The organism is Delftia deserti (assembly GCF_042653485.1).
GTDB lineage: Bacteria > Pseudomonadota > Gammaproteobacteria > Burkholderiales > Burkholderiaceae_C > Comamonas > Comamonas acidovorans.
This window is the reverse complement of record NZ_JBHSIH010000001.1, coordinates 5,586,987-5,613,436: the sequence shown is the minus strand read 5'-3', so window position 1 is coordinate 5,613,436 and position 26,450 is coordinate 5,586,987. Positions and strand designations below refer to the sequence as shown.

Genomic DNA, 26,450 nt, shown 5'->3' with positions numbered 1-26,450 from the left:
TCACCGGGGTGTATTCCTAGGCCTTTGCGCCGCACCAGCCCGGATCAACCCGGATCAGCGCGCGATGGCAGGCAGCCGCTCGCTCCACAGCGTGGACTGGTTGCGGCCATTGCGCTTGGAGTAGTACAGCGCCGCATCGGCCCGCTCCAGGCAGCCCTGGGCCGATGCATCGCTGCGCTGCAGCTCGTACACGCCCAGGCTGATGGCAATGTGCAGGTCTCCGGCCTTGCCCGCATCGATGGCCCGCCCGGCAATGGCTTCGCGCAGGCTTTCGGCGCGGCGCAGGCCCACCTCGGCGTCGGTGTCGGACAGCAGCACGGCAAACTCCTCGCCGCCCAGCCGACCTACCATGTCTTCCTTGCGCATTTCCTGCGCCACCGAGACCAGCAGCTCCTTGAGCACGATATCGCCCACCGCGTGGCCGTAGCCGTCGTTCACCTGCTTGAAGTGGTCTATGTCCAGCATGATCAGCGTGGAATGCGCCACCAGTCCGCTGCGCAGATGGTCCAGCTCCATCGCCAGCCGCTCCATGAAGGCGCGGCGGTTGGGAATGCCGGTCAGCGCGTCGGTGAGCGCCAGGGTCTCCAGTTGGGATTCGCGCTGCTGCCGCTCCGTCGCGTCGTGGAAGACCCAGCAGTGGCCGATGGAGCGATCACCGTCGCGCAGCTGCATGCCCTCGATCTCCACATAGTGGCCATCGGGCAGCGCATGCAGGGAACGGCCAGCCACGGGCCCCGCGCTGAGCACGTCCGCCACCGAAGGCGGAAGCAGCTGGATCAGCGACGGCATGCCCAGCCCCACCAGGGCGGCAGGCGCCATGTCCAGCCGCAGCGCGGCCGCCAGCATGCGGTTGGCGGCCAGCACCTGGCGGCCCTGGGCGTCGGTGACCAGAATGCCTGCGGGAAAGCGGTCGATGATGGCCTCCAGCCGGTGCTGGGTTTCGGCCAGCGCGGTCTCGGCACGCCGGCGCGCGTCGATATCGATCATGGTCCAGATGACGCGACCGTCGTCCTCGTCGGGGTCCAGCAGCGAGCCCTGCATGTCGAACCAGTGGCCCGCGCCCGAAGGCATGCGCAAAATCCATTCCGTTCGCACCGTGCCGCGTGCGTTGAGCTGGCCGTAGAACTGGCCGAAGCGCTCGAAGCTCTCGTCGCTGACATGCAGGGCGCGCAAGTCCACGCCGCCGGGCAGCCGGTCTGCCTCGATCTCGAAGGTCTGCACCGCGCTCGTTGGCATAGAGGATTTCGCGCTGGGGACCGGTCATGACGATCAGGGCGCTGCCCCGGTCAAGCAAGGCCTTGATAAGGCGGGACTGCTCCACGCGCTGCTGTATATCGGTGTGCGTACCCAGCATGCGCACGGGCTTGCCATCGGAATCGCGCTGGGTGATTTCGCCGCGCGACTCCACCCACAGCCAGCTTTCGGCCGAGCTGCGCAGTCGCATCTCCACGCGGAAGTCAGCCCCGGCCTCGGCATGGCGCTGAAGCAGCGCCAGCATCCGCGCCCTGTCCGAGGGATGGACCATGGCGCAGAAGGCGTCGTAGTTCATGGGGAACTGCGCAGCCGCGAAGCCCAGCATCTGGTAGCAGCGGGCATCCCATTCCACATGGCCGCTGCGGCAGTCCCACTGCCACAGGCCGTCGCGCACGGCGCCCACGGTCAGGCGCAGGCGTTCCTCGCTGTGACGTATGGATTCCTGCATGGCCTGGTCCTGCGTCACATCGTGCACATAGCCATGCCACAGCAGGGAGCCGTCTTCCTCCTGCTGAGGCCTGGCATGGCCATGCAGCCAGCGCAGCTCGCCACCTGGGCCGTAGACGCGGTACTTGTGCTCCCAGACATCCTTGCTGTCCACGCTGGCCCGCACCGAAGTCGCCAGGGCCGGCAAATCCTCGGGGTGGACGCGCTTGAGCAGTTCATGGTCGGCAAACCGGGCGGCATCGGCCTTGGCGCCATGCAGTTCGAAGAAACCGGCGCTGGTGAAAGGGAACCGGAACTGTCCATCCGCATCTATGCGGAACTGGAACAGCCCGCCCGGCACCTCCTGCGCCAGCCGCGCAAAGCGCCGCTCACCCTGCAGCCGCATGCGCTCGCTGAGCTGGCGCTGGCGCGCCAGCCACAGCGTCAGCAGCATGCCCAGCAGCAGCACGGCCGTGCCTATGCCGTTGCGCAGCAGGCCGCGCTCCAAAGAAGCCTCCAGCGGCTCGAAGATGGCCTTCTTGTCCAGTCCTGCACTGACGATCAGCGGATAGCCCCCCACCCGGCTCCAGGCATACATGCGCTGCACGCCATCGACGGTCGATTCGGCCTCGTAGGTGCCGCGCTCCAGGGCCGGAGCGAACAGCGCCACGCGCACATCGGAGACCGAACGGCCCATCACCTCATCCTGCCCCTGCGAGCGCGCCAGGTAGGCGCCATCGGTGCGCAGCAGCAGGATGACGTCGCGGGCACCATCGAAGATGGACTGGAAGTAGCTCGAGATGTATTCAGGCGACAGCGACAGCACCAGCACGCCCGAGAACCGCCCCTGGCGGTACAGCGCGCGGCTCAGCTGTATGGTCCATTTGTGGGAGACGCGCCCCTGCACGGGGCGGCCGATGAACATGCCCATGTTCTCGCGGCTGGCATGCACCTGGAAATGCTCGCGGTCTCGGATGGAGACCTTGGCGGCCCGCGTCTCCGCCTCCTGCTGGAGGTTGGAGTAGACGATGTCCCCGTTCTCGTCGGCCACGGCGATCTGCAGGAAGGTGCCGGCTGGATAGGCGTCGAACGTGGTCTGCACGGCACGCCGGAACCCGTCGGCATCGCCGTCGGCAAAGTCGGACTCCAGGCCGCGCATGGTGTAGTCCAGGCCGGACAGCAGGGTCTGCACCTGCACTGACACCGCATGCGACATTTGCCCCACCCGCAGCCAGGACTGGGACTCGGTAAAGCTGCGCTGCGTTCGGTGGCTGTCCACCAGCACCGTCCAGTACGCCACCGTGGCCAGCAGCACGCAGCACACGCCCACCCAGACCGCCACGGCGGTCTGGGCCAGCGGTTCTGCGTTCAGTAGGCGGGACAGGCTGCGGGGAGGCTTTGCGCGCATATCGAACATCATGTTGAGACACACAGACCCCGCGCCTTCAAGGGCGGTGGCCCGCAACAGGCCGCCGGGGGCACTCCGACAGGGCGCAACAATTGTTTCACATACAAGCACCCCGGTTTTATCGGCTCAATCCGATCTTTGCGACAGCGCCCAGGCTACGTGCTCGCGCACCAGGGCGTCCGGATGGTCGGCGCGGCTGGCCAGCGCCTGCTGCAATGCCGCGTCGCCTGTTTCGCGCCAGGCATTGCCCAGCGCCACGGCCACATTGCGCAGCCAGCGCGCATGGCCTATGCGCCGTATGGGACTGCCTTCGGTCAGGCGCAGGAAGGTGGGCTCGTCCCAGGCGAAGAAATGCACCAGCTGCCCGCCTGACAGGGCCTCGCGCGTATCGAAGTCGGGCAGGCGGCTGGGCTGGGCGAACTTGTTCCAGGGGCAGGCCAGCTGGCAGTCGTCGCAGCCATAGATGCGGTTGGCCATCAGTGGCCGCAGCTCCTCGGGAATGGCGCCCGCATGCTCGATGGTCAGATAGGAGATGCAGCGCCGCGCGTCCACCCTGTGCGGCGCCACGATGGCGCCCGTGGGGCAGGCCGTGATGCAGGCAGCGCAGCTGCCGCAGTGCGCGGTCACCGGCGCCGTGGGCTCCAGCGCAAGGTCCACATAGATCTCGCCCAGGAAGAACATGGAGCCCGCTTCGCGGTTGAGCACCAGCGTGTGCTTGCCGCGCCAGCCCTGGCCGCTGCGCCGGGCCAGCTCGGCCTCCAGCACGGGCGCGGAATCGGTGAAGGCGCGGTGCCCGAAGGGGCCGACTTCCTGTGCAATGCGCTCGGCCAGCTTCTGCAGCCGGTTGCGCAGCACCTTGTGGTAGTCGCGCCCTCGGGCATAGACGGAGACAATGCCCTCGCCGGGCCGCTGCTGCCTCGCCCACTCCACGGCCTGCCAGGCGCCAGGCACATCGGCAGGCGTGTCGCGCGGCAGGTAGTCCATGCGCGCCGTGATCACGCTGACCGTGCCCGGCACCAGCTCGGCAGGCCGCGCGCGGCGCAGGCCGTGGGCCTGCATATAGTCCATCCCGCCATGGAACCCTTGGGCCAGCCACTGCATCAAACCCGGCTCCGCAGAAGACAAATCCACGCCGGCCACGCCAATTTGGGAAAATCCCAGCTCGCGGGCCCAGCCTTGCATCAAAGGAACCAATTGACTGCTGCACAACATACTCCCTCGATTGTAGAAAGCGCCCAGCCGCAGGATGCGGAAACTGCGGGCCATCGCTGGATATGGGGCAGCGAGGAAGACACGCAGCGGTTTGCACAGCAGCTCGCGGCCCATCCCGCGCTGCGCAACGCCTACGTCACGCTGCACGGCGACCTGGGCGCGGGCAAGACCACGCTGGTGCGGCACTGGCTGCGCGCACTGGGTGTGCAGGGCCGCATCAAGAGCCCCACCTATGCCGTGGTGGAGCCGCATGAGGCGCCGGACCTGGCCATCTGGCACTTCGACTTCTACCGCTTCGATGATCCGCGCGAGTGGGAGGATGCTGGATTTCGCGATATTTTCGCCAGCCCCGGTCTCAAGCTGGCAGAATGGCCCGAAAAGGCTGCAGCGCTTACGCCTGCGGCAGATATAGCTATTCATATCGAAGCAATCGACGAGACGCAGCGCCAGGTGACCCTGCTCGCCGGCACGCCCGTCGGACGCGCCGTGATCCAAGCACTCAAGGCATGAGCGACGCCAACTCCTCCTCCTATCCGTCCGGCCTGTCGCGCCGCAATCTTTTGCAGGCGGGCTCCATCGTGCTGCTGCTGGGACGCCAGCACATCGCGCACGGCGCCACCATCGTGGCCGTGCGCGTCTGGCCTGCGCCCGAATACACGCGCGTGACCATAGAGTCCGACCGGCCGCTGGCTGCCAAGCAGTTCTTCGTGGACCAGCCCCCGCGGCTGGCCGTGGACATCGAGGGCATCGAACTCAATCCCGCGCTGCGTGAACTGGTGGCCAAGGTCCGCTCCGACGATCCCAACATCGCCTCCATCCGCGTCGGCCAGAACTCGCCCAGCGTGGTGCGCCTGGTGATCGATCTCAAGCAGCCCGCCAAGCCCCAGGTCTTCACGCTGCAGCCCGTGGCGGCCTACAAGCACAGGCTGGTGTTCGACCTGTACCCCGCCAAGGCCGTGGACCCGCTGGAGGCGCTGATCAGCGAACGCCTGCGCGATGCGTCCGGCGACGAGACCGCCGTCGCATCGGCGCCGCTGCCACGCCCCTCAGGCCCCACGGCGCCAGCCCCCGACCCGCTGGGCGACCTGATCGCCCAGCACAGCAGCGGCTCCGGGGGCAAGACGCCTGCGCCGCCCGCCGTGGTGGCACAGGCCCCTTCCCCAGCCGCCCCGGCGCCGGCGCCCCGCCCTTCACCTGCGCCCGTTCCGGCCCCTGCCCCCATTGCAGCGCCCAACATCGCCACCTCGCGCCAGACCGACCGCATCATCATCGTGGCGCTGGACCCCGGCCACGGCGGCGAGGACCCCGGCGCCACCGGCCCCAGCGGCACGCGCGAAAAGGACGTGGTGCTCAAGATCGCCCACCTGCTGCGCGACCGCATCAACGACACCCGCATCGGCGGCAGCCCCATGCGCGCCTTCATGACGCGCGACGCCGACTTCTTCGTGCCCCTGGCCACGCGCGTGGAAAAGGCCCGGCGCGTGCAGGCCGACCTGTTCATCAGCATCCACGCCGATGCCTTCACCACGCCGGCCGCCCGTGGTGCCAGCGTCTTTGCGCTCAGCGACAAGGGCGCCTCCAGCACGGCCGCGCGCTGGCTGGCCAACAAGGAAAACCAGTCCGACATCGTCGGTGGCCTGAACATGGGCTCGCAGGACCAGCATGTGCAGCGCATGCTGCTGGACATGAGCACCACGGCCCAGATCAAGGACAGCCTCAAGCTCGGCGGCGCCCTGCTCGGCGAGATCGGCAACATGGCCAAGCTGCACAAGCCGCGCGTGGAGCAGGCCGGGTTTGCCGTGCTCAAGGCGCCCGACATTCCCAGCGTGCTGGTGGAAACCGCCTTCATCAGCAACCCCGAGGAAGAGGCCCGGCTGCGCAGCAGCGCCTACCAGGTGCAGCTGGCCGACGCGCTGATGCGCGGCATCCGCAACTACTTCGCGCACAACCCGCCGCTGGCACGCAGCCGCTCCGTCTGACAGAGCCAAAAGGCACGAGCGTAGGGCACGGGCGATGCCGCCCGCAGCCGCTGTCGGACGGCAAAGACGGGACACGTCCGAGCCGCCCGGCGCCAGCTCGGGCAGATCTCCTACCGCTGCCGCAAGCCCTGAATGAGAGCATGCAAACATGTTCCACACAGTGCTTGCGCCATACGCCACTCACGGCGACAAGGCAGGCCATCACAGGAGATGAACATGAAGACACGCCAGACACGCCTCTATTCCATTGCCGCCGCAGCAGCCATTGCCCTGTTCTCTGCCGGCTGTTCCACCAACCCCAGCAGTGCACAGATCGGTACCGGCGTGGGCGCCGTGGCCGGTGGTGTCGTCGGGGATGCCCTGTTCGGCAGCACGCTGGGCACCGTGGGCGGTGCAGCCGCCGGTGCACTGATCGGTAACGAGGTGGGCAAGCGCAACGATCGCCGCTGATCCACTTTGCCCCCACTCCCATGAAAAAACCCCTTGCGCCATGAAGGTGCAAGGGGTTTTTTCTGTGCGCTGGCAGCTCAGGCAGCCGTCTTGGGCGCGCGCCCCGCGCGCCAGGCACCAAAGATGGCGATCAGGCCAGGCACCAGGATCAGGCCCCAGATGATCTTCTCCAGGTTCTCGCGCACCCAGGGCAGGTTGCCGAAGAAATAGCCGGCTGCGCTGATACCGAACACCCAGACAATCGCCCCGCCCACATTGAAGGCAGTGAACTTGCCCCGGTTCATCGCAGCCACCCCGGCCACGAAGGGCGCAAAGGTGCGGATGAACGGCATGAAGCGGGCCAGCACGATGGTGATGCCGCCATAGCGCTCGTAGAACGCATGGGCCTGGTCGAAGGCGCGGCGGTTGAACCAGCGCGAGTCCTCCCACTGGAACACCTTGGGCCCTATGTAGCGGCCGATGGTGTAGTTGCACTGGTCGCCCAGCACGGCCGCCACCAGCAGCACGGTGCAGGCGATCGAATAGTCCATGAGGCCCACGCCGCACAGCGCGCCGACGATGAACAGCAGCGAGTCGCCGGGCAGAAAGGGCATGACCACCACGCCCGTCTCCACGAAGACGATGAGAAACAGCAGCGCATACACCCAGGGTCCATAGGCCACGACAAAGGCCTCCAGATGCTTGTCGATGTGCAGGATGAAGTCGATCAGGAACTGAATGATTTCCAAAAGAGAGTCCTCCGCGGCGGGCGCCGCACCGGCCCGTACTGTACTTCGCCGACATGCCCCCACGGCCGAGCCGGAGCGGGTCACGCCATCGCACATACCGGCGCTTGCAGGAATCTACAAATGCTTGAAATCACGCTTGTTTTGTTACACAACTTGATAAAACTCTACGAAAAACTCATGAGTGCGTCAGCTTTTTGCAGGCAAAGTGCTTCCATGCCGTCGGCAATGCCGGCCCGGCCTCACCACCATCGCCAAGACACAAGGAAGCAAGCCATGAACAAGACCCTTCGCACTTTCGCGCACAAGTCCGAACGCCAGCCCGGCTCCACGATGGGCCGCACCCTGGCCATCGCCGCCCTGCTGACCGGCGCGCTCGCGATGGGCGGCTGCGCCCACCGTCCCAACAATGCGCAACTGGGCACGGGCGTGGGCGCCGTGGCCGGTGGCGTGCTGGGCAGCGCGCTGTTCGGCACCACGCTGGGCACCGTGGGCGGCGCCGCGGCCGGTGCGCTGGTCGGCAACCAGATGGGCAGCAACAGCGACCGCGCAGGCCGCCGCCGCTGACCCTGCAGCCACCCTCATTCAAGAAGTGCCCCCGGCTCCGGCCTTTGTTGCCGGGGACGCCTCTTGGAGCCGCTTTCGCGGCTCCTTTTTTTTTCGGGGGCCGGCATCGCACACCCCATTCCCACAGCCACGAAGCGGTGGATGCCAGCACCTAGAATTGCCGCGTGAACGCATCCATCCACTCTTCCGACACCCTCCCCCGCCGCCCCATCCGCGACCTGCCCGACGAGCTGATCAGCCAGATCGCGGCAGGCGAAGTCGTCGAGCGCCCTGCCTCGGTGGTGCGCGAACTCGTGGACAACGCCCTGGATGCGGGCGCCCGCCAGATCAACGTGCGGCTGCTGGCCGGCGGCGTGCGGCTGATCTCGGTGGAGGACGACGGCGGCGGCATCCCGCGCGACGAGCTGCCCGTGGCATTGCGCCGCCATGCCACCAGCAAGATCACCGACCTGCACGACCTGGAGACCGTGGCCACCATGGGCTTTCGCGGCGAGGCGCTGGCGGCCATCTGCTCGGTGTCGGAGGCATCCATCCTCTCGCGCCCTGCAGGCCAGGACTCGGCCTACCTGCTCGATGCGCGCAGCGGCGAGCTGCGCCCCGCCGCCCGCAACCAGGGCACGACGGTCGAGGTCAAGGAGCTGTTCTTCTCCACGCCGGCCCGTCGCAAATTCCTCAAGAGCGACGCCACGGAGCTGGCCCACTGCATCGAGTCCGTGCGTCGCCATGCACTGGCCAGGCCCGACGTGGGCTTTGCCATCTGGCACGAAGGCAAGCTGGTCGAGCAGTGGCGTGCCGCCGGCAGCATGTCGGATGAAGCCCTTGCGCGCCGCCTGGGCGATGTGCTGGGCGACGCCTTCGTGCAGAACTCCGTGACAGTGGAGCATTGGTCGGGTGCCGTCCACGTCACGGGCCGCGCGGGCATTCCCGATGCGGCGCGCTCCCGGCCCGACCACCAGTTCTGCTACGTCAATGGCCGCTTCGTGCGCGACAAGGTGTTGACCCACGCTTCGCGCAGCGCCTACGAGGATGTGCTGCACGGCCACAAGCAGCCCGTCTATGCGCTGTATGTGGAGATCGACCCTGCGCGCGTGGACGTGAACGTGCACCCCACCAAGATCGAGGTGCGCTTTCGCGACAGCCGCGAGGTGCACCAGGCCGTGCGCCACGCCATAGAGAACGCGCTGGCCGCCCCGCGTGCCGCCGCAGCAGCCGCTGCGGCTGCCGAAGAGGCCGCGCGCACGCCCGAGCTTGCGCCCGCAGCTGCGGCAGCGCCGGCCACGGCGCCCAAGGCATCCATGCCCGCCTGGCCCCAGGCCCGCATGAGCTTTGGCGATGAGCAGGGCGGCCACAAGGTCAGCAATATGGCGGGCCTGTGGGCCCCCATGCGCGAGACCGCTGCCGCAACGGCTGCAGGTCCGGCCCAGGCCTTGGCCGTCGAGCAGCCAGCCGTGCCCACTGCGGCCCTGCCCCCCGTCAGCTACGCGCCGCCGGCTTACGCGCCGGCCGTCCAGTCCCCGCCTGTTTCCGTTGCCGAGCCCTCTCCAGCGGATTTCTCTGCGCCCCAAACATCGCCCGCAGCGGCCCAGGCAGCGTCCGACGAGCCCGTCTGGCCCCTGGGCCGCGCCGTCGCCCAGATCCATGGCGTGTACATCCTGGCCGAGAACGCCCAGGGCATGGTCGTGGTGGACATGCATGCGGCGCACGAGCGCATCGTCTACGAGCAACTCAAGAATGCCGTCAACGCGGCAGAGCAAATCCCCAGCCAGCCGCTGCTGATTCCCGCCACCTTCGCCGCCACGGCCGAGGAAGTGGCCACGGCCGAGGCCCATGGCGACACGCTGCAGGCCCTGGGCATGGAGGTTTCCCCCTTCTCGCCCAAGACGCTGGCCGTGCGTGCCGTGCCCGCCACCCTGGCCCAGGGCGATGCCGTGGAGCTGGCGCGCAGCGTGCTGGCCGAGCTGGCCCAGCACGACGCCAGCACCGTGGTGCAGCGCGCGCGCAATGAGATCCTCGCCACCATGGCCTGCCACGGCGCCGTGCGCGCCAACCGCCGCCTGACGCTGGACGAGATGAACGCCCTGCTGCGCCAGATGGAAGTCACCGAGCGCTCCGACCAATGCAACCACGGCCGCCCCACCTGGCGGCAGATGAGCATGAAGGAGCTGGACGCGCTGTTCCTGCGCGGCCGCTGAAAGCCCCCGCCCCGCGTCAGTCGCGCATCCGGCTGAACGCCACCAGTGGCTCGTACTTGCGGTCTTCCTCGGTGGTCAGGCGTGCCAAGCCCTCGCGGCCCGTGGCCGGCACCATGCCCGCATCTGCCAGGCGCTTGCGCACGGCGGACTCGGCCAGCGCCTGCTGCAATGCGGCGGAAATACGTCCTGCGGTGGGCGCAGCCAGTCCACGCAGCGCCATCAGCGCGAACCAGCCGACCAGTTGCGTTCGCGCAGCAGGGCACGCACCTCGGGCCGGTAGGCGCGCACGGACGGGCGCAGCTCCACCTCGCCGGGGATGACATTCGGTGCATCGCCGCCATGGATGGCACCCACGCTGACCACGGCCATGTCGCGCGGATCGACATTGCGCGAGACCACGGTCTGCAGCGCCAGCACCAGGTGGGCAGCCGCCACCACCGGATCGGCCGACAGGTGCGGCGCCGAGCCATGCCCGCCCTTGCCGCGCACGGTGATGATCACCGTTTCCGACGAGGCCATGAACGAGCCCTCCCGGAAGCCGAACTGCCCGGCCGCAAAGCCCGGCATGTTGTGCAGCGCAAAGATGGCATCGCAGGGGAAAAGATCGAACAGGCCGTCCTCCACCATCTTGCGGCCGCCACCCAGGCCCTCCTCGGCCGGCTGGAAGATCAGGTGCAGCGTGCCGTCGAAGCCGCGCGCCTGGGCCAGCTCGCGCGCGGCGGCCAGCAGGATGGCGGTATGGCCGTCATGCCCGCAGGCATGCATGCGGCCCGCGTGGCGGCTGGCATAGGGCAGGCCGGTCTGCTCGTGCCGAGCCTGCTGCCCCATGTGCTGCGCGCCTTCCGCGCCGGACATCCGCTGGCAGGCGCCCGCTCGCTGGCCGAGCTGATGGACTGCGACTGGCTGCTCAACTACACCCCGCCCGAAGAGGACGACCTGGTGCGGCGCCTGTTCCTGCGCCACGGCCTGCCCATGCCTGTGGGCCACATCCACCTGGTGCATTCGGCATCGCTGCTGCTGCACCTGATCGCGCACAGCGACATGCTCTCGTTGTGCCCCTGGCCGCTGATCGAATCGGGCGTGCCCCAGGGCACCCTGGTGCCGCTGTCCCTGCGCGAACAGTTCGAGCCCCACACGGTGGGCGTGGTCCAGCGCGGCCACGGCCCCCTGCCCTGGGTGGCCGAGCGCTTCGTGCACCACCTCATGGAGCAGGTCCACGCCTGCCGCCACAGCCCGGACCCGGTGCTGCAGCGCGTGTTCCGCTCCATCGACGTGCTGGCCTGAGAGTGCCTCAGCGCAACGTGGCCTGGGCCACCGGCACGTCAGCCGGTACATCCCAGCCCCCGCCCAGCGCGCGGATCAGGCCCACGGCTGCCTGGTACTGGGCGGATTTCACCTGCAGCGCCTGGCGGCGGTTGCGCAGTTCGCTGCGGCGCGCATCCAGCAGGTCCAGCTGGCTGACGTAGCCATTGCGGTAGCGCGTGTCCGACAGGCTGGTGGCACGCTTGGCGGCCACCACGGCCTGGCCCTGCACGGTGGACTGCTCCTGCAGGATGCGGATGGACGACAGCTGGTCCTCCACCTCCTGGAAGGCCACCAGCGCCTGCTGGCGGTAGGCGGCCAGCGCGGCATCGAGCTGTGCGCCTGCGGCCTGCACACCGGCCTCGCGCCGGCCGCCGTCGAACAGCGGCAGCGACAGCAGGGCGCCCACGCCCCAGGAGCGCATGGACCACTTGAACAGGTCACCGACCTCGGGCGAGGCATGGCCGGCCGCGCCGGTCAGCGAGATGCTGGGAAACCATGCCGTCTTGGCCACGCCCACGCGCGACTGGGCCGCGAACACGGCGCGCTGCGCGGCCGAGATGTCGGGCCTGCGCATGAGCACCGTGGCCGGCACGCCGGCTGGAATAGAAGGCAGCGCCGTGGTCCAGGCGCCTTCGCCCAGGCCGAAGCGCGAGGCCGAGTCGCCCACCAGCACGGCCAGCGCATGCTCGACCTGGGCGCGCTGGCGGTCCAGTGCCAGCGCGTCCGATTCGGTGGCCGACAGCTCGGCCTGGATGCGGGCCACGTCCAGCTCGGCAATGTCGCCGGCCTGCAGCCTTCGCTCCGACAGGCGCAGCGTGTCGCGGTAGGCCTCCACGGTCTCGCGCATCAGGGCGCGCTCGGCGTCCAGTGCGCGCAGCTGCAGATAGGTCTGTGCGACCTCGGCCTGCACGGCCAGCCGGGTGCTTTGCAGCAGGGCCTCCCGGCCCTCGGCATCCAGCCGCGATGCGTCGGCCGCCTGGGAAATGCGGCCGAACAGATCGACCTCATACGACAGGTTCAGCCCCGCATTGACCAGGGTGGCAGGCCGCGTGCCCGAGGCCTTGTCCAGCCCCGCGCCGCGCGTGGCCCCTGCGCCCAGGCCCAGTTGGGGCATGCGCTCGGCATTGGCGCTGCGCGCCAGGGCGCGGGCCTCGGCCAGGCGTGCGGCCGCGGCCTGGATGCCCTGGTTGTCCAGCGTGGCCTTGTCCACCAGCGCGTTCAGCGCCGGATCGGCAAAGGCCAGCCACCATTGGCCGCGTGCCTGGGCTTCGGCGGGCAGGGCCTGGGTCCAGCCCGCCTGCGGCGCGGCGCCCTGCTCTTTGAAGGCAGGGGCGGCCGGCAGCTCTGGCAGGCTCTGGGACACGCTGGCGCAGCCGGCCAGGGCCAGCGCCGCCACCAGGGGCAGCAGACGCCTGGACAGTTTCGAAAGCGATGGGATCTTCATGATCGGTTCCTGTTCTTGTGGTGTGGGCTCATTCATGCTCGCCACGCGCAGCAGAGGGCATGGGCAGCGCGCCGCCACCCGAGGCATGGCCGTGGGCGGGTGCATGTGCAGGGGCCTCTTCCTCCATCTCGGGCCCATGCTGCTTGAGCGGCCTGTTGCCTGCCAGGCGGCGCATCAGCACGTAGAACACGGGCGTCAGGAACAGGCCGAAGGCCGTCACCCCGATCATTCCCGAGAACACGGCCACGCCCATGGCACGGCGCATTTCCGAGCCCGCGCCCGTGGACAGCACCAGGGGCAGCACGCCCATGACGAAGGCCAGCGAGGTCATCAGGATGGGGCGCAGGCGCAGCCGGCTGGCCTCGATGGCGGCCTGTATGGGCGTGCGGCCCTCGAACTCCAGCTCCCGTGCGAACTCCACGATCAGGATGGCGTTCTTCGCACTCAACCCCACCAGCACGATGAGCCCGATCTGCGTGAAGACATTGCTGTCCCCGCCCGACAGCCAGACGCCGGTCATGGCCGCCAGCAGGCCCATGGGAACGATCAGGATGATGGCAATCGGCAGGGTCAGGCTTTCGTACTGCGCGGCCAGCACCAGGAAGACCAGCAGCAGGGCCAGCGGGAACACGATCACCGCCGAATTGCCGGCCAGGATTTCCTGGTAGGTCAGGTCGGTCCATTCGAAGTCGATGCCCTTGGGCAGGGTCTCGGCCGCGATGCGTTTGATGGCGTCCTGCGCCTGGCCCGAAGAGAAGCCCGGTGCGGCACCGCCGTTGATGTCGGCCGTGAGGTAGCCGTTGTAGCGCATGGCGCGCTCGGGGCCGAAGCTGGAGTCCACCTTCATCAGCGCCGACAGCGGAATCATCTCGCCCGAGCTGGAGCGCACTTTGAGCATGCCCACGTCCTCGGCACGCGCGCGGTAGGGCGCGTCGGCCTGCACGCGCACGCTGTAGGTGCGGCCGAACTTGTTGAAGTCGTTCGCATACAGGCTGCCCAGGTAGATCTGCATGGTGTCGAAGATGTCCGTCACCGGCACGCCGAGCTGGCGCGCCTTGGTGCGGTCGATGTCGGCATACAGCTGGGGCACGTTGACCTGCCAGCTGGTGAACATGCCGGTCAGCTCGGGCGTCTGGTAGGCCTTGGCCATGAAGGCCTTCACGGCCGCATCCATCTGGTCATAGCCCAGGGAGGCGCGGTCTTCCAGCTGCAGCTTGAAGCCGCCCGTCGTGCCCAGCCCCGCCACTGGTGGCGGCGGGAACATGACGATGAAGGCGTCCTGGATGCCTGCGAAGGCCTGGTTGAGCTGGCCGGCCACGGCGCCGCCGCTCTGGTCGGCGCGCTTGCGCTCGTCGAAGGGCTTGAGCGTGGCGAAGACGATGCCCGAGTTGGAGCTGTTGGTGAAGCCGTTGATGGACAGGCCCGGGAAGGCGATGGTGTCCTCCACGTTGGGGTTGTCCTTCATGATCTCGCCCATGCGGCGGATCACCTCGTCCGTGCGGTCCAGCGTGGCGCCGTCGGGCAACTGGGCAAAGCCGATCAGGTACTGCTTGTCCTGCGCGGGCACGAAGCCCGAAGGCACGGCCTTGAACAGGCCGAAGGTCACGGCGATCAGCGCCAGGTAGATGGCCAGCATCAGCGCCTTGCGCGAGATCACGCGGCCCACGCCGCCGCTGTAGGCCTCGGAGCCCCGGTGGAACATGCGGTTGAAGCCGCGGAACAGCCAGCCGAAGGCACGGTCCATGCCGCGCGTCAGCGCGTCCTTGGGTGCATCGTGGCCGCGCAGCAGCAGGGCTGCCAGCGCGGGCGACAGGGTCAGCGAGTTGATGGCCGAGATCACCGTGGAGATGGCGATGGTCACCGCGAACTGCTTGTAGAACTGGCCCGTGAGGCCGCTGATGAAGGCCAGCGGCACGAACACCGCCACCAGCACCAGGGCGATGGCGATGATGGGCCCGGACACTTCGCGCATGGCGCGGTAGGTGGCGTTGCGCGGCGTGAGACCGGCCTCGATGTTGCGCTCCACGTTCTCGACCACGACGATGGCGTCATCCACCACGATGCCGATGGCCAGCACCAGGCCGAACAGGCTCAGCGCGTTGATGGAAAAGCCCAGCAGATGCAGCACGGCAAAGGTGCCGATCACCGACACCGGCACGGCCAGCAGCGGGATGATGGAGGCGCGCCAGGTCTGCAGGAACAGGATCACCACCAGCACCACGAGCACGATGGCCTCCAGCAGCGTGTGCACCACCGATTCGATGGAGGCGCGCACGAACTGCGTGGGGTCGTAGGCGATGCGGTACTCCAAGCCCTCGGGCATGTTCTTGTTCAGGGCCTCCATGGTCTTGCGCACATTGGCCGAGATTTCCAGCGCATTGGAGCCCGGCGCCTGGAACACGCCCATGCCCACGGCCGGGTCGTTGTTCAGCAGCGAGCGCAGCGAATAGTCGGCCGCGCCCATCTCCAGGCGGCCGATGTCGCGCAGGCGGGTCACGGCGCCATCGCTTCCGCTCTTGACGATGATGTCGCCGAAGTCCTCCTCGCTCTGCAGGCGGCCCTGGGCGTTGATGGACAACTGCATGTCCACGCCCGGCAGCCCCGGCGAGGCGCCGACCACGCCGGCTGCGGCCTGCACGTTCTGGCCGCGGATGGCGGCCACCACATCGCTGGCCGACAGGCCGCGCTGCGCCACCTTCTGCGGGTCCAGCCACACGCGCATGGCGTAGTCGCCGCCGCCGAAGATCTGGATCTGGCCCACGCCCTCGATGCGCGCCAGCGGGTCCTTGACGTTCAGCACCGCGTAGTTGCGCAGGTAGTTGATGTCATAGCGCTGGTTGGGCGAGACCAGGTGGACCACCATGGTCAGGTCGGGTGCGCTCTTGACCGTGGTGATGCCCAGGCGGCGCACTTCCTCGGGCAGGCGCGGCTCGGCCTGCGAGACGCGGTTTTGCACCATCTGCTGCGCCTTGTCGGGGTCGGTGCCCAGGCGGAAGGTGACGGTCAGCGTCATCACGCCGTCGCTGGTGGCCTGGCTGCCCATGTAGAGCATGCCTTCGACGCCGTTGATCTGCTCTTCCAGCGGCGTGGCCACGGTCTCGGCGATCACCTTGGGATTGGCGCCCGGGTACTGGGCGCGCACCACCACGGACGGCGGCGCGACCTCGGGGTATTCCGAGATCGGCAGCCCGCCCATGGCGATCAGGCCGGCGATCAGCATCAGCAGCGAAAGCACGCCTGCGAAGATCGGCCGGTCAATGAAGAATTTGGATAGGTTCATGGTGTTTGGCTCCGCCACGGCAAAGCGCGGCCCATGCCGCCTGCGGTCAGGCGGCATTTCAGAGGCAGGAAAGGTGTGCGGCTAGATCAGGACTTGGTTGCGTCAGCCACTTGTTCGGCCGCCTGCCGGGTGCCCGGCTGGCGGGCATCGGCTCGCGCATCCATGGACACCTCCTTGGGCGCGACCAGGGCGCCGGGGCGGATGTGCTGCAGTCCGTTGACGACCACGCGCTCGCCGGGCTGCAGGCCCTGGGTCACGTTGCGCAGGCCGTTGACCGAGGCGCCCAGGGCCACCTCGCGGTACACGGCCTTGTTGTCGCCGCCCACCACCATCACGTACTTCTTGCTCTGGTCCGTGCCGATGGCGCGCTCGCTGACCAGCAGCATGCTGCTGTCGCGCGCCTGGCCCATGCGGATGCGGGCGAACTGGCCGGGCATGAGGGCGCCGTCCTTGTTGTCGAAGGCGGCGCGCACGCGCACCGTGCCGCTTCGGGCATCGACCTGGTTGTCGATCAGCTGCAGCCGGCCCTCGAAGGGCGTGCTGCCGGCCGTGGCCGTGCCCATCTGCACGGGAATGCTGTCGATCCTGGCGCGGTTGCCCGCGCCGCCGCCCAGCTCCTTGAGCGCGCGCGTGATGACCTGCTCATCGGCATCGAAGCTGGCATAGATGGGGCTGACCGAGACCAGCGTGGTCAGCACCGGCGCGCCCGGGCCTGCGGCCACCAGGTTGCCCACGGTGATCTCGCGCTTGCCGATGCGGCCCGACACGGGGGCACGCACCTGGGTGTAGCCCAGGTTCAGCCGCGCCGATTGCAGGGACGCCTGGGCCGCGCGCAGATTGGCCTCGGCCTCGCTGCCCGCATTGATGCGCTCGTCCAGCTCGCGCTGGGCAATCGCCCGCTCGTCCCACAGGCGGCGTGCGCGCTCCTGCTCGCTGCGCGCATAGGACTGGCGCGCCTGGGCCGAGGCCACCTGGGCTTCGGCACGCTCGACCTCGGCCGCATACGGTGCGGGGTCGATGGTGATCAGCAGGTCGCCCTGTTTGACCAGCGCGCCTTCGCGAAAGTGCACGGCCTGCACGGCGCCAGCCACGCGCGAGCGTATGTCCACGCGCTCCACGGCTTCGAGGCGGCCCGAGAACTCGTCCCAGGCGGTGACCTCGCTTTCAGCGACCGTGGCCACCGACACGGGCGTGGCGGCGGGCTGGGCGCTGGCGGGCGCGTCATCGGCCTTGGCATCGAAGCCATGCAGGCCGAACAGGCCGGCGCTGACGGCAAGGATGGCCGCAGCGGCGGCAGGCAGCTTCCAGCCCTTGCGCTGGGCCGAGGCGGAAGAAGAGGGTGAGGAGGATGAGGTGGATTGGGTGGATTGGGTGGACATGGTGTTTTTTGCGTAATTCAGGGAACACGATGCCCGCCCGGCGCCTGAACGCGCCGGGAAGGCGGAATCGGAATGGAAAACGGGGCAGCAAGGTTCGCCGGCTGCAGCGGCGCGGGGCCTAGCCCGGTGCTGCGGGCTTAGTCATGGTGGCCTCGAAGAAGTCATGCACATGCTGGGACACGGCGGCGCTGCAGGCCGTACAGGCCTGGGCCTCGGACAGGGCCTGCGGCCAGTTCGACGCGCTGGGCAGCACATGGCTGCTGGCCGTCACCCCGGCCGCGCGCAGGCGGGCCGCATAGGCCTGGGCCTCGTCGCGCAGCGGATCGTCGCCGCCCACCAGCACCAGGGCCGGCGGCAGCTGGGCCAGGCGCAGCGAGCTGCCGGGCACGGCATAGGGATGCATGGCGTCCTTGGGGCAGCTCAGGTACTCGCGCCAGCCCGTGGCCCAGCGGCATTCGCCGGCCTCGGGCGTGGCCTCGCGCTGCGAGGCGGTGCCCGTGCAGGGATCGAGCATGGGCGACACCAGGATCTGGCCCGCCAGCGGCGGATGGCCCCGGTCGCGCGAGATCACGGCCACGGCGGCGGCCAGGTTGCCGCCCGCCTCCTCGCCGGCGAGGAACAGCGGCGCGCCCTTGCCCGCCATCTTCACGCGGTGCTTGTACAGCCACTGCAGCACGGCGTAGCCCACCTCGATGGGCTGGGGAAACGGATGCTCGGGCGCCAGCGGGTAGGCCAGCGACACCACGACGGCGCCCGCCTCGGCCAGCAGCCTGCCGATGTAGCGCCCGTTGTCCAGCGTGCCGCAGACAAAGGTGCCGCCATGGAAATGCAGCACCAGCGGCGAGACCGTGCCGGGCCTGCGCTGGCCATAGGCGCGCGCAGCCACGGCGCCGTGCTCGGGCAGCTCGATGCTGAATTCTGTTTCGGCAATCTGCGCCCCGGCGGCGGGGCCATTCGGAAGCGACGGGGAAGTGGACATGGCGCGAACCTGCGGCAATGGTCGATGGTTGGAATATAGGCGGCGCCGGCCATGTCTGAAATAGCAACGCAGCCATCGCTCTGTTTCCGTTTCACGAACAATCGCCCGATACCGCGCATGTGAGAATTCCGCCGAGCCGGCATTCCCTTGCCGGGCGCTGCAGGAGCAACTTTCCATGGACCAGATCCAGGCCATGCGTGTCTTCGTTCGCGTGGTGGAAGCCGGCAACTTCACCCGCGCCGCCGATTCGCTGGACCTGCCCAAGGGCACGGTCACCAAACAGATACAGGCGCTGGAGGCGCGCGTGCGCGTCAAGCTGCTCAACCGCACGACGCGGCGCGTCACCGTCACGCCCGATGGCGCGGCCTACTACGAACGCGCGGCGCGCCTGCTCAACGACTTCGACGATCTCGAAGCCAGCATGGTCAACACCCAGACCGCGCCCAGCGGGCGGCTGCGGCTGGACGTGGGCAGCTCCATGGCCCGGCTGATCATCATTCCGGCGCTGACCGAATTCTGCGAACGCTACCCCGACATACAGATCGACCTGGGCGTGGGCGACCGCCTGGTGGACCTGATCAGCGACAACGTGGACTGCGTGATCCGCGGGGGCGAGCTCAGTGACCAGTCCCTGGTGGCGCGGCGCATCGGCTCGATGAACTGGGTCACCGTGGCCTCGCCCGCCTACCTGGCGCGCCATGGCGTGCCCCAGCATCCCGGCGAACTCGAGACGAAGCACCAGATCGTCGCCTTCTTCTCGGGCCATACGCGGCGCATGTACCCACTGGAATTCCACCAGGGCGATGAGTCCATCGAGGTGGCGGGCAACTACCGCATCGCGGCCAACGACAGCAATGCCTACACGGCCGCCGTGCTGGCGGGCTTTGGCGTCGCGCAACTGGTCACCGCCTTTGCCCAGCCGCTGATCGACAGCGGCGAGCTGGTCGAGGTGCTGCCGGGGTGGACCCAGCCGCCGCTGCCCATTCACGTGGTCTATCCGCCCAACCGTCACCTCAGCGCCAAGGTGCGGGCCTTCGTGGACTGGGCGGCCGACCTGTTCGCGCGCCATCCCCAGCTGCAGCGCAGCTGAAGGAGCTGCCGGCTGAAGCTCCGGCGGGCCAAGCCCCGCCCGGCTGCAAGGCCTTCCTGGCCACTCTTCATGTCAGCTGGCATCGCGCCAGCCATTCCCATTCGCCATGGCCATGCACGCCACCGGATAAGGCTGATCCAGGCTACCGCCTGCCCCGCTCACTCCGGCATGCAGGCCCTGGCCGTGCACCAAATGCCGTCAACACCCCTCTGAAGATGCACCGAAAAACGGCATTCAAGCACCAAGCACGGGCACCTCTCACCAAAACGATGCATGACGGCATAACTTTTTGGCATAATTTTGGTTTGCACTCACCCCTTCCCGCAGCCGTTTTTTAGTCAGAGGTTTTTCCATGAAGTACGAGTCCGTCGGCCAATTCCTTGAAGAAGTGGCGCAACGCAACCCCGGCCAGCCCGAATTCCTGCAAGCCGTCACCGAAGTGATGGAAAGCCTCTGGCCCTTCATCGAGAAGAACCCCAAGTACGCCGAACTCGGCCTGCTGGAGCGCCTGGTCGAGCCCGAGCGCGTGGTCATGTTCCGCGTGAGCTGGACCGACGACAAGGGCCATGTGCAGGTCAACCGCGGTTTCCGCATCCAGCACAGCATGGCCATCGGCCCCTACAAGGGCGGCCTGCGTTTCCACCCCTCGGTCACGCTGTCCGTGCTCAAGTTCCTGGCCTTCGAGCAGACCTTCAAGAACGCGCTGACCACCCTGCCCATGGGCGGCGGCAAGGGCGGCTCGGACTTCGATCCCAAGGGCAAGAGCCCCGCTGAAGTCATGCGCTTTTGCCAGGCCTTCGTCACCGAGCTGTTCCGCCACGTGGGCCCGGATACCGACGTGCCGGCAGGCGACATCGGCGTGGGCGGCCGCGAAGTGGGCTTCATGGCCGGCATGTACAAGAAGCTGTCCAACAGCGCCGCCAGCGTGTTCACGGGCAAGGGCCTGTCCTTCGGCGGCTCGCTGATCCGCCCCGAAGCCACCGGCTACGGCACCGTCTACTTCGCCCAGGAAATGCTGGCCACGCGCGGCCAGTCCTTCGCAGGCAAGACCGTCTCCGTCTCGGGTTCGGGCAATGTAGCCCAGTACGCCGTGGAGAAGGCCTTGCAGCTGGGCGCCAAGGTGGTGTCGGTCTCCGACTCCTCGGGCACCGTGTATGACCAGGACGGCTTCACCACCGAGAAGCTGGCCATCCTGATGGACGTGAAGAACCACCGCTACGGCCGCGTGGACGAGTACGCCAAGCTGGTGGGCGCCGAGTTCCTGCGCGGCAAGACGCCGTGGCACCTGAAGGTGGACGTGGCCCTGCCCTGCGCCACGCAGAACGAACTGACCGAGGAAGACGCCAAGGTGCTGATCGCCAACGGCGTGGTCTGCGTGGCCGAAGGCGCCAACATGCCCTCGACCATCGAAGCCGCCAAGGCCTTCGAGAAGGCCGGCGTGCTGTACGCGCCGGGCAAGGCCAGCAACGCCGGTGGCGTGGCCACCTCGGGGCTGGAGATGAGCCAGAACGCGGCCCGCCTGTCCTGGCCCGCCGAGGAAGTCGATGCCCGCCTGCTGCAGATCATGCAAGGCATCCACGCCGCCTGCCTGAAGTACGGCAAGCGCGAGGACGGCACGGTCAGCTACATCGACGGCGCCAACATCGCCGGCTTCGTCAAGGTGGCCGACGCCATGCTGGCACAGGGCGTGATCTGAGCATCAAAGCTCCCAATCCCTGACGAAAGCCCATGCAGCCTGCTGCATGGGCTTTTTTCATGGAAAGAGATGGATTCGCACGCCTTACCTATCGCGCACCGCATCGGCCAGCGCCGCCCAGGCCTTGAGCGTCAGCGCCTGGGTGAAGGCCGCGCCCGCCACCGGGTGCGATGACAGCTTGACCACCACCATCTGCGCGGCCGGGTTCACGTGGATGAACTGGCCGTGTATGCCGGCCGCCTCGTAGGCGCCATCGGCGTTGTGCAGCACCCACCATTGGTTGCGGTAGCTGTAGCCGGGCCGCGCGGCCTGGATGCCGCGGAACTTGAACTGCTCGCGGTCGCCGCCGCGCGCAATGTCGTCCAGCACCGCCTTGTCGAAGATCTTGTGGCCGTTGAAGCTGCCGCCCAGGCGCAGCATCTCGCCCACGCGCGCCAGGTCGCGCGCCGTGGCGTTCAGGCCCGCGCCCTGCAGGGGCGTGCCGGTGCTGTCCACCATCACATAGGCGTCTTCCTGCATGCCCAGCTTCTGCCAGAAGTTCTCGCTCATGAGATCGCTCCAGCGCCGCTGGGTGACGCGCGAGACGATCCAGCCCAGCACCTCGGAATGCACGGTGCGGTAGACAAAGCCCTCGCCGTGGGTGCCCTCCTTGGGCAGGGTCTTGAGAAAGTCGTAGACATTGGTCGGCCCCGCGTAGCCGGGAGGACGCGGCAGCATGCCCGAGGCCCAGGAGTAGCCGAAGATCTCGGTCCTGGGGTCGGTGTAGTCCTCGCGAAAGCGCACGGCCCCGGTCATGTCCATGACCTGGCGCACCGTCATGTCGCCCCAGGCCGAGCCTTCCAGCTCGGGCACGTACTTCGTCACCAGCGCCTGGGGGTCGATGCGCCCCTCGTGGGCCAGTTGCGCGGCCATCAGGCCGGTGAACGATTTGGTGACCGAGAACAGCAGGTGCGGCGAGCTGGCCTGCATCTGGTTCTGGTAGCGCTCGAAGACCACCCGCCCCTTGTGCAGCACCACGATGGCGTCGGTGTAGGTGCGGTCCAGCCACTGGTCCACGGTGACGGGCTGGCCCTTGTCGTCGTCAAAGCGCAGGCCGCCCAGGGCCATGGGCGCCTCGGGCAGGGCCGAGGGCGCCGCCGCGCCGCGCCGGATGTTCTGCGTAGGCTGGATTTCGCGCAGGTGCTGCACCACCCAGCGCAGTTGCGGATAGCGGTAGCCGTTGGACACATCCACACGCTTGTCTGCGGCCGGAGGAAAGCCCTGCATCAGCCCCAGTTGCTCCAGGCGCACGCTGTCGGGCGGCGGCAGCGCGGGCGCTGCGGGGGCCTGTGCCTGGGCCGCCACCCAGCCGGGCAGTAGCGCCAGCAGGGCCAGCATGGCCATGGCATGCCGGGAACGCCGAAAGAGCGGACTGACCATCGTTGTCTCCTTGGTTTTGGAAACGGCCAGTCTTGCAGAAAGCCCTCGGCCGGTCACGGGTGTTCGCCCGCCCGCAGGCCGCAAGGCTGTCGTCTGCGCGACGAAGGTTTCAGCGGCGCATCAAGGCCGCATCGCACCAGCGCTGCGCCACGGCCGGAGAAGTGGTGCAGACCGTGTCGTGCGTCACCGTGGTCACGGCACGCTCCAGCAGCTGGATGTCGGCCTCGTGCTGGCGCGCCACATGCGGGTCCTCGAAGAAGATCACGCGCTGGCAGCGGCGGTCCAGCACCAGGTCGGCGATCTGCGCATCGCCGCCCAGCGGGCCGCTGTTGTAGCGGTCCACCCAGGGTCGGTCCTCGGGCCAGCCACGGCTCCAGGCCATTTCGTTGAGCCGCTGGCCCGTGGTGCCCGTGCCCACACGCCGGCCGAAGCGCGACAGCAGCTCGAAGTTGCGTGCCGCGAAATCCAGCATGGTGGGCTTGAGCGCATCGTGGGCGATCAGCGCCAGCGTCTGCTGCGCGTAGTCGTGGAAGCGCTGCGCGCCGGCATCCCTGGGAAGGCCGGCATGGATGCGCTCCATCTCGATCCAGTCCCGCGCCGAGGCCACGGTGGACAGGAAGGGCTTGCCGTGGATCACGCATTGGCGCTTGAGCGCCACGGCCTCGGGGAAGATGGAGGACGGATCGACCGGGTCGGTCAGATAAATGGCGCCGTCAATCGTGCGCTCGTCGCCTTCCACGCCCACCACCTCGGCCACCAGCTTCATCAGCCCGCCTTCGCGGCCATAGGGATAGCGGCGCAGGCCCCGGTAGGACGCCAGCATGCCGGCGGCCTGGATGGCGTCGAAGGTACGGCCCACGGCATGCAGGCCCAGCTGCAGCTCGCGGATGCCGGACTCGCAGGCGCGCAGCCAGCCGAACAGTGCGGCATCCTCGGTTTGGTGGTGGATTCGGTTGGCGGCCAGGCCCAGGCGTATCGGCATACAGGTTCACTCATCAACAGTGGGGAGAGGCCCGCATCGCCTTGTCGGCCCGCGAACCAGCGGCAAGAATAGCGCCAATCCATGACAGCGCCGGCCCGCAGGGCAGCGGCGCTGAACTTTTGGCCGGCCCGTGCATCCATTGTTGCGTCATGCCCTCAATGCTTCCCTTTCTGTGGCCCCGAAGGCGCCTGCACCGGATCACGGCGGCGCTGGGCGTGGCCGCGCTGCTGGCGGCCAGCGGCTGCTCCGTGCTGGACACCAAGCAGCGCGAATGGATCTTCCAGCCCAGCGACCGCAGCTGGCCCGGCGCCAACACGGCCGGCATGGAAGATGTCTGGATCGACATGCCGGCGCAGGACGGCGCCCGCCTGCATGCGCTGTGGCTGCCCCAGCCGGCCACGGCCGGCAACGCCCCCGTGCTGCTGTACCTGCATGGCGCGCGCTGGAACGTTGCCGGCTCCTCGCCGCGCATCCGGCGGCTGCACGAACTGGGCTTTTCGGTGCTGGCCATCGACTACCGGGGCTTTGGCAAGAGCAGCGCCGGCCTGCCGTCCGAGGAATCGGCCGCAGAGGATGCCCGCGCAGGCTGGGACTGGCTGGGCCGGCACGCGCCTGACCGGCCGCGCTTCATCTTCGGCCATTCGCTGGGGGGCGCCATCGCCATCGACCTGGCACGCAGCGTCCAGGATGAGGCCGGCGTCATGGTCGAGGCCACCTTCACCAGCATTCCCGACGTGGTCCGCAGCTTCCGCTGGGGCTGGCTGCCCGTGGGGCCGCTGATCACCCAGCGCTTTGCCTCCATCGACAAGGTGGCCGGCATAGGCTCGCCGCTGCTGGTCGTGCACGGCAGCGCCGATCCGCTGATCCCCGCCACGCTGGGCCGCCAGCTGTTCGAGGCGGCCAGCGAGCCCAAGCGCTTCGTGCTCATCGAAGGCGGCAACCACCACAACACCCAGTCGCGCGCCATGGAGCAATACCGGCAGGCGCTGGACGAGCTGTTCGGGCTGCGCCTGCTCGCACAGGCGCCCACCGCGCCGGCAAGCCCGCGCTGAGCGGCGCAGCCTGCGCCGCCTTCCGCGCTACGGGCAGCTTGCCGCGTTCTGCGAGATCACGGCGCGCAACTGCCGCGTGGTGGTGCTGTCATCCGGGCCCAGCGTGTTGCGCGTGTAGCGGCAGCCATAGGTGGGCGCGGCCACCGTGGCGGCCGTCTGCACATCGTCACCGCCCGGCTTGGCGCCGCCCTGCTCCCACTGCACCATGGCATCGAAGGCTTCCACCTGTTCGGCCACGGTGAAGTCGCAGTGCGATGCGCCGCGGATGGCGCGCTGCACCAGCCACTGGCTCCGGCCCTTGTCGGCCACGCGGCGCTGGTAGATCTGCTCCATGCTGAAGGGCACATACAGATCGCCCAGCGTATGCAGGGTCACCACGGGGATGTTGATATCGCCGGAAGTCACGGGAATCCAGCGCAGGCCGTCGCGGCGCGGCCGGTTGGCATCGGGAGCGGCCGTGCGCTTTTGCGCGGCGGCATTGAGCGCGGCCGAGGCCGCGGCATCCCCGTCGATGCGGTAGGTGAAGCGGTTGGTATCAGTCACATTGCGGTTCAGGATGCCGTTGACCGAGCCATCGCTGCCGAACACGCCCCAGACCGGCGCGAACGAGCCGCCCACGGCCACGCCCAGATCGAACAGCGGGCGCGGGCCACCCGTGAGGTTCTGGATGACCGACAGATAGGCGCGCCCCGTCGCGGTGGGAGCCGACGGAAAGGTGGTGAACAGGGCCGAGGTCACCTGGCCCTGGATGGCGGCCCACTCGGTGACAGGGCGCTGGGCCACGCCGGCCATGGCCTGCGCGGTGACCTGGGCCGCGGCGAAGTAGTCGAACAGTTCGGTATCTCCCGTCACGCCGCACATGGGCACGGCGCCCTGGTAGCGCACCTTGTTCCTCGCGGTGGCCTGGGCCTCGGCCTCGATGGCCGCCGCCGTGACATGGCCGCCCATGGAATGGCCGGTGATGTACAGGCGCTGCGGCTGCGCCAGCGGCCGGCCGTGGGATGCGGCCAGGCGGTTGAAGGCCAGCGCCAGCGCATTCGTGTCCTCCACGCCGGCGCGCACGTCGTAGTAGTTCTTGCTGTAGCTGGACGCCGCCCAGGCATAGCCGTTCTGGATCAGGTAGCGGCGTATGGACGGATTGGTGACGTTGAGCGCACTGCCCTCGCCCGCATAGCCGTGGGCATACATCACCAGGCGGCCATTCCAGTTGGCCGGCACCTCGATGCGGTAGGCCGCGCCTTCCAGCACACCGGCCCAGCGGCTGGTGCTGGCGTTGTCGACCACATCGCCCGAAGCGGCGGCCAGCGCATCGAAGCTGGTGGCCGAAGGATTGGCCGGCGCAAAGCTGCGGCTGTCCTGTGCCCGCGTCTCCTCGGGCGCATCACCGTCCCCCCCGCCGCAGGCCGCAAGGCCCGTGGCCGCCAGCAGACCGAGATACTTCCAACGATTCCAACGCAGGGCTCGCATAAGACTGTCTCCTTGGGATGAAGGTTTGGAGGGGAACGCGCGCAAAAAATCCGTTTCAAGGGGGAGTGCCGACGCAGCCTATGCCAGACAACTGGCCCGCCATGCGGGTAGGAACCCGCAAGCAGGGGCTGCCGGCTGTCACCC

The 26,450-nt window shown here is 68.4% G+C and carries 21 protein-coding genes and 1 pseudogene; 9 read left to right on the top strand and 13 right to left on the bottom strand.

The features are described 5' to 3' along the window. Positions 1-54: 54 nt before the first annotated feature. The 3 genes from ACFPFG_RS26545 to queG form a co-directional block, all read right to left on the bottom strand. Positions 55-729 (bottom strand): GGDEF domain-containing protein, encoded by a 675-nt coding sequence (locus ACFPFG_RS26545; protein ID WP_380108906.1) that lies wholly within the window; start codon positions 727-729, stop codon positions 55-57. After that, positions 653-3,088, bottom strand: a complete 2,436-nt coding sequence (locus ACFPFG_RS26540; RefSeq protein WP_380108904.1) for a PAS domain-containing protein — start codon at positions 3,086-3,088, stop codon at positions 653-655. The genes ACFPFG_RS26545 and ACFPFG_RS26540 overlap by 77 nt, the downstream gene beginning before the upstream one ends. Before the next feature lie 126 nt (positions 3,089-3,214). Continuing rightward, complete coding sequence (queG, locus tag ACFPFG_RS26535; RefSeq protein ID WP_380108902.1) at positions 3,215-4,270, bottom strand: tRNA epoxyqueuosine(34) reductase QueG; 1,056 nt, start codon at positions 4,268-4,270, stop codon at positions 3,215-3,217. A gap of 12 nt (positions 4,271-4,282) precedes the next feature. Here queG and tsaE point away from each other — a divergent pair, with 12 nt between their 5' ends. From tsaE to ACFPFG_RS26520, 3 genes are all read left to right on the top strand, one after another. Next, complete coding sequence (tsaE, locus tag ACFPFG_RS26530) at positions 4,283-4,810, top strand: tRNA (adenosine(37)-N6)-threonylcarbamoyltransferase complex ATPase subunit type 1 TsaE (protein ID WP_183020925.1); 528 nt, start codon at positions 4,283-4,285, stop codon at positions 4,808-4,810. Beyond that, positions 4,807-6,279, top strand: a complete 1,473-nt coding sequence (locus tag ACFPFG_RS26525; RefSeq protein WP_380108899.1) for an N-acetylmuramoyl-L-alanine amidase — start codon at positions 4,807-4,809, stop codon at positions 6,277-6,279. Before tsaE ends, ACFPFG_RS26525 begins: the two co-directional genes overlap by 4 nt. Before the next feature lie 216 nt (positions 6,280-6,495). Beyond that, positions 6,496-6,729 carry a glycine zipper domain-containing protein gene (locus tag ACFPFG_RS26520; RefSeq protein WP_197955471.1) on the top strand — a complete coding sequence of 78 codons (234 nt, stop codon included), beginning with the start codon at positions 6,496-6,498 and terminating at the stop codon, positions 6,727-6,729. Positions 6,730-6,806: 77 nt separating this feature from the next. On the opposite strand, the gene ACFPFG_RS26515 is transcribed toward ACFPFG_RS26520, so the two are convergent. Next, complete coding sequence (locus ACFPFG_RS26515) at positions 6,807-7,457, bottom strand: DedA family protein (RefSeq protein WP_043782650.1); 651 nt, start codon at positions 7,455-7,457, stop codon at positions 6,807-6,809. A gap of 273 nt (positions 7,458-7,730) precedes the next feature. On the opposite strand from ACFPFG_RS26515, the gene ACFPFG_RS26510 reads away from it, so the two are divergent. Continuing rightward, a complete protein-coding gene (locus tag ACFPFG_RS26510; protein ID WP_232245739.1) occupies positions 7,731-8,021 on the top strand; it encodes a glycine zipper 2TM domain-containing protein in 291 nt (96 codons plus the stop codon). A gap of 164 nt (positions 8,022-8,185) precedes the next feature. Further along, positions 8,186-10,213 carry a DNA mismatch repair endonuclease MutL gene (mutL, locus tag ACFPFG_RS26505; protein WP_380108896.1) on the top strand — a complete coding sequence of 676 codons (2,028 nt, stop codon included), beginning with the start codon at positions 8,186-8,188 and terminating at the stop codon, positions 10,211-10,213. A gap of 16 nt (positions 10,214-10,229) precedes the next feature. Here mutL and ACFPFG_RS26500 read toward each other — a convergent pair whose 3' ends face one another. Beyond that, a complete protein-coding gene (locus ACFPFG_RS26500; RefSeq protein ID WP_380108894.1) occupies positions 10,230-10,433 on the bottom strand; it encodes a type 2 periplasmic-binding domain-containing protein in 204 nt (67 codons plus the stop codon). Between the two features lie 23 nt (positions 10,434-10,456). Beyond that, positions 10,457-11,023, bottom strand: a pseudogene (locus tag ACFPFG_RS26495) (amidohydrolase); the annotation flags it as partial. Between the two features lie 6 nt (positions 11,024-11,029). On the opposite strand from ACFPFG_RS26495, the gene ACFPFG_RS26490 reads away from it, so the two are divergent. After that, complete coding sequence (locus ACFPFG_RS26490) at positions 11,030-11,497, top strand: LysR substrate-binding domain-containing protein (RefSeq protein ID WP_380110340.1); 468 nt, start codon at positions 11,030-11,032, stop codon at positions 11,495-11,497. Between the two features lie 7 nt (positions 11,498-11,504). On the opposite strand, the gene ACFPFG_RS26485 is transcribed toward ACFPFG_RS26490, so the two are convergent. The 4 genes from ACFPFG_RS26485 to ACFPFG_RS26470 all read right to left on the bottom strand — a co-directional run bounded on the left by ACFPFG_RS26485 (position 11,505) and on the right by ACFPFG_RS26470 (position 18,600). Beyond that, positions 11,505-12,962: an efflux transporter outer membrane subunit gene (locus ACFPFG_RS26485; RefSeq protein WP_183019768.1), complete on the bottom strand. Its 1,458-nt coding sequence runs from the start codon at positions 12,960-12,962 to the stop codon at positions 11,505-11,507. Positions 12,963-12,990: 28 nt separating this feature from the next. Further along, positions 12,991-16,242 carry an efflux RND transporter permease subunit gene (locus ACFPFG_RS26480; RefSeq protein ID WP_013801083.1) on the bottom strand — a complete coding sequence of 1,084 codons (3,252 nt, stop codon included), beginning with the start codon at positions 16,240-16,242 and terminating at the stop codon, positions 12,991-12,993. 86 nt (positions 16,243-16,328) lie between these two features. Next, positions 16,329-17,621, bottom strand: coding sequence for an efflux RND transporter periplasmic adaptor subunit (locus tag ACFPFG_RS26475; protein ID WP_380108892.1), 1,293 nt, complete (start codon positions 17,619-17,621; stop codon positions 16,329-16,331). A 118-nt stretch (positions 17,622-17,739) separates the two neighbouring features. Beyond that, positions 17,740-18,600, bottom strand: coding sequence for an alpha/beta hydrolase (locus ACFPFG_RS26470; RefSeq protein ID WP_380108890.1), 861 nt, complete (start codon positions 18,598-18,600; stop codon positions 17,740-17,742). A gap of 175 nt (positions 18,601-18,775) precedes the next feature. Between ACFPFG_RS26470 and ACFPFG_RS26465 the strand changes: the two genes are divergently transcribed. Together ACFPFG_RS26465 and gdhA are read left to right on the top strand one after the other, a co-directional pair. Further along, positions 18,776-19,690 (top strand): LysR family transcriptional regulator, encoded by a 915-nt coding sequence (locus ACFPFG_RS26465; RefSeq protein WP_183019771.1) that lies wholly within the window; start codon positions 18,776-18,778, stop codon positions 19,688-19,690. 352 nt (positions 19,691-20,042) lie between these two features. After that, positions 20,043-21,386 (top strand): NADP-specific glutamate dehydrogenase, encoded by a 1,344-nt coding sequence (gdhA, locus tag ACFPFG_RS26460; RefSeq protein ID WP_013801081.1) that lies wholly within the window; start codon positions 20,043-20,045, stop codon positions 21,384-21,386. Positions 21,387-21,470: 84 nt separating this feature from the next. Here gdhA and ACFPFG_RS26455 read toward each other — a convergent pair whose 3' ends face one another. After that, positions 21,471-22,805 (bottom strand): serine hydrolase domain-containing protein, encoded by a 1,335-nt coding sequence (locus tag ACFPFG_RS26455; protein WP_380108887.1) that lies wholly within the window; start codon positions 22,803-22,805, stop codon positions 21,471-21,473. Positions 22,806-22,914: 109 nt separating this feature from the next. Continuing rightward, on the bottom strand, positions 22,915-23,787 hold the full coding sequence (locus ACFPFG_RS26450) for a methylglyoxal synthase (protein WP_012206945.1): 873 nt from the start codon (positions 23,785-23,787) through the stop codon (positions 22,915-22,917). A gap of 149 nt (positions 23,788-23,936) precedes the next feature. Between ACFPFG_RS26450 and ACFPFG_RS26445 the strand changes: the two genes are divergently transcribed. Continuing rightward, positions 23,937-24,839, top strand: coding sequence for an alpha/beta hydrolase (locus ACFPFG_RS26445; protein ID WP_065347720.1), 903 nt, complete (start codon positions 23,937-23,939; stop codon positions 24,837-24,839). 27 nt (positions 24,840-24,866) lie between these two features. On the opposite strand, the gene ACFPFG_RS26440 is transcribed toward ACFPFG_RS26445, so the two are convergent. Beyond that, positions 24,867-26,306, bottom strand: coding sequence for an alpha/beta hydrolase family protein (locus ACFPFG_RS26440; protein ID WP_043819206.1), 1,440 nt, complete (start codon positions 26,304-26,306; stop codon positions 24,867-24,869). Between the last annotated feature and the right edge of the window lie 144 nt (positions 26,307-26,450).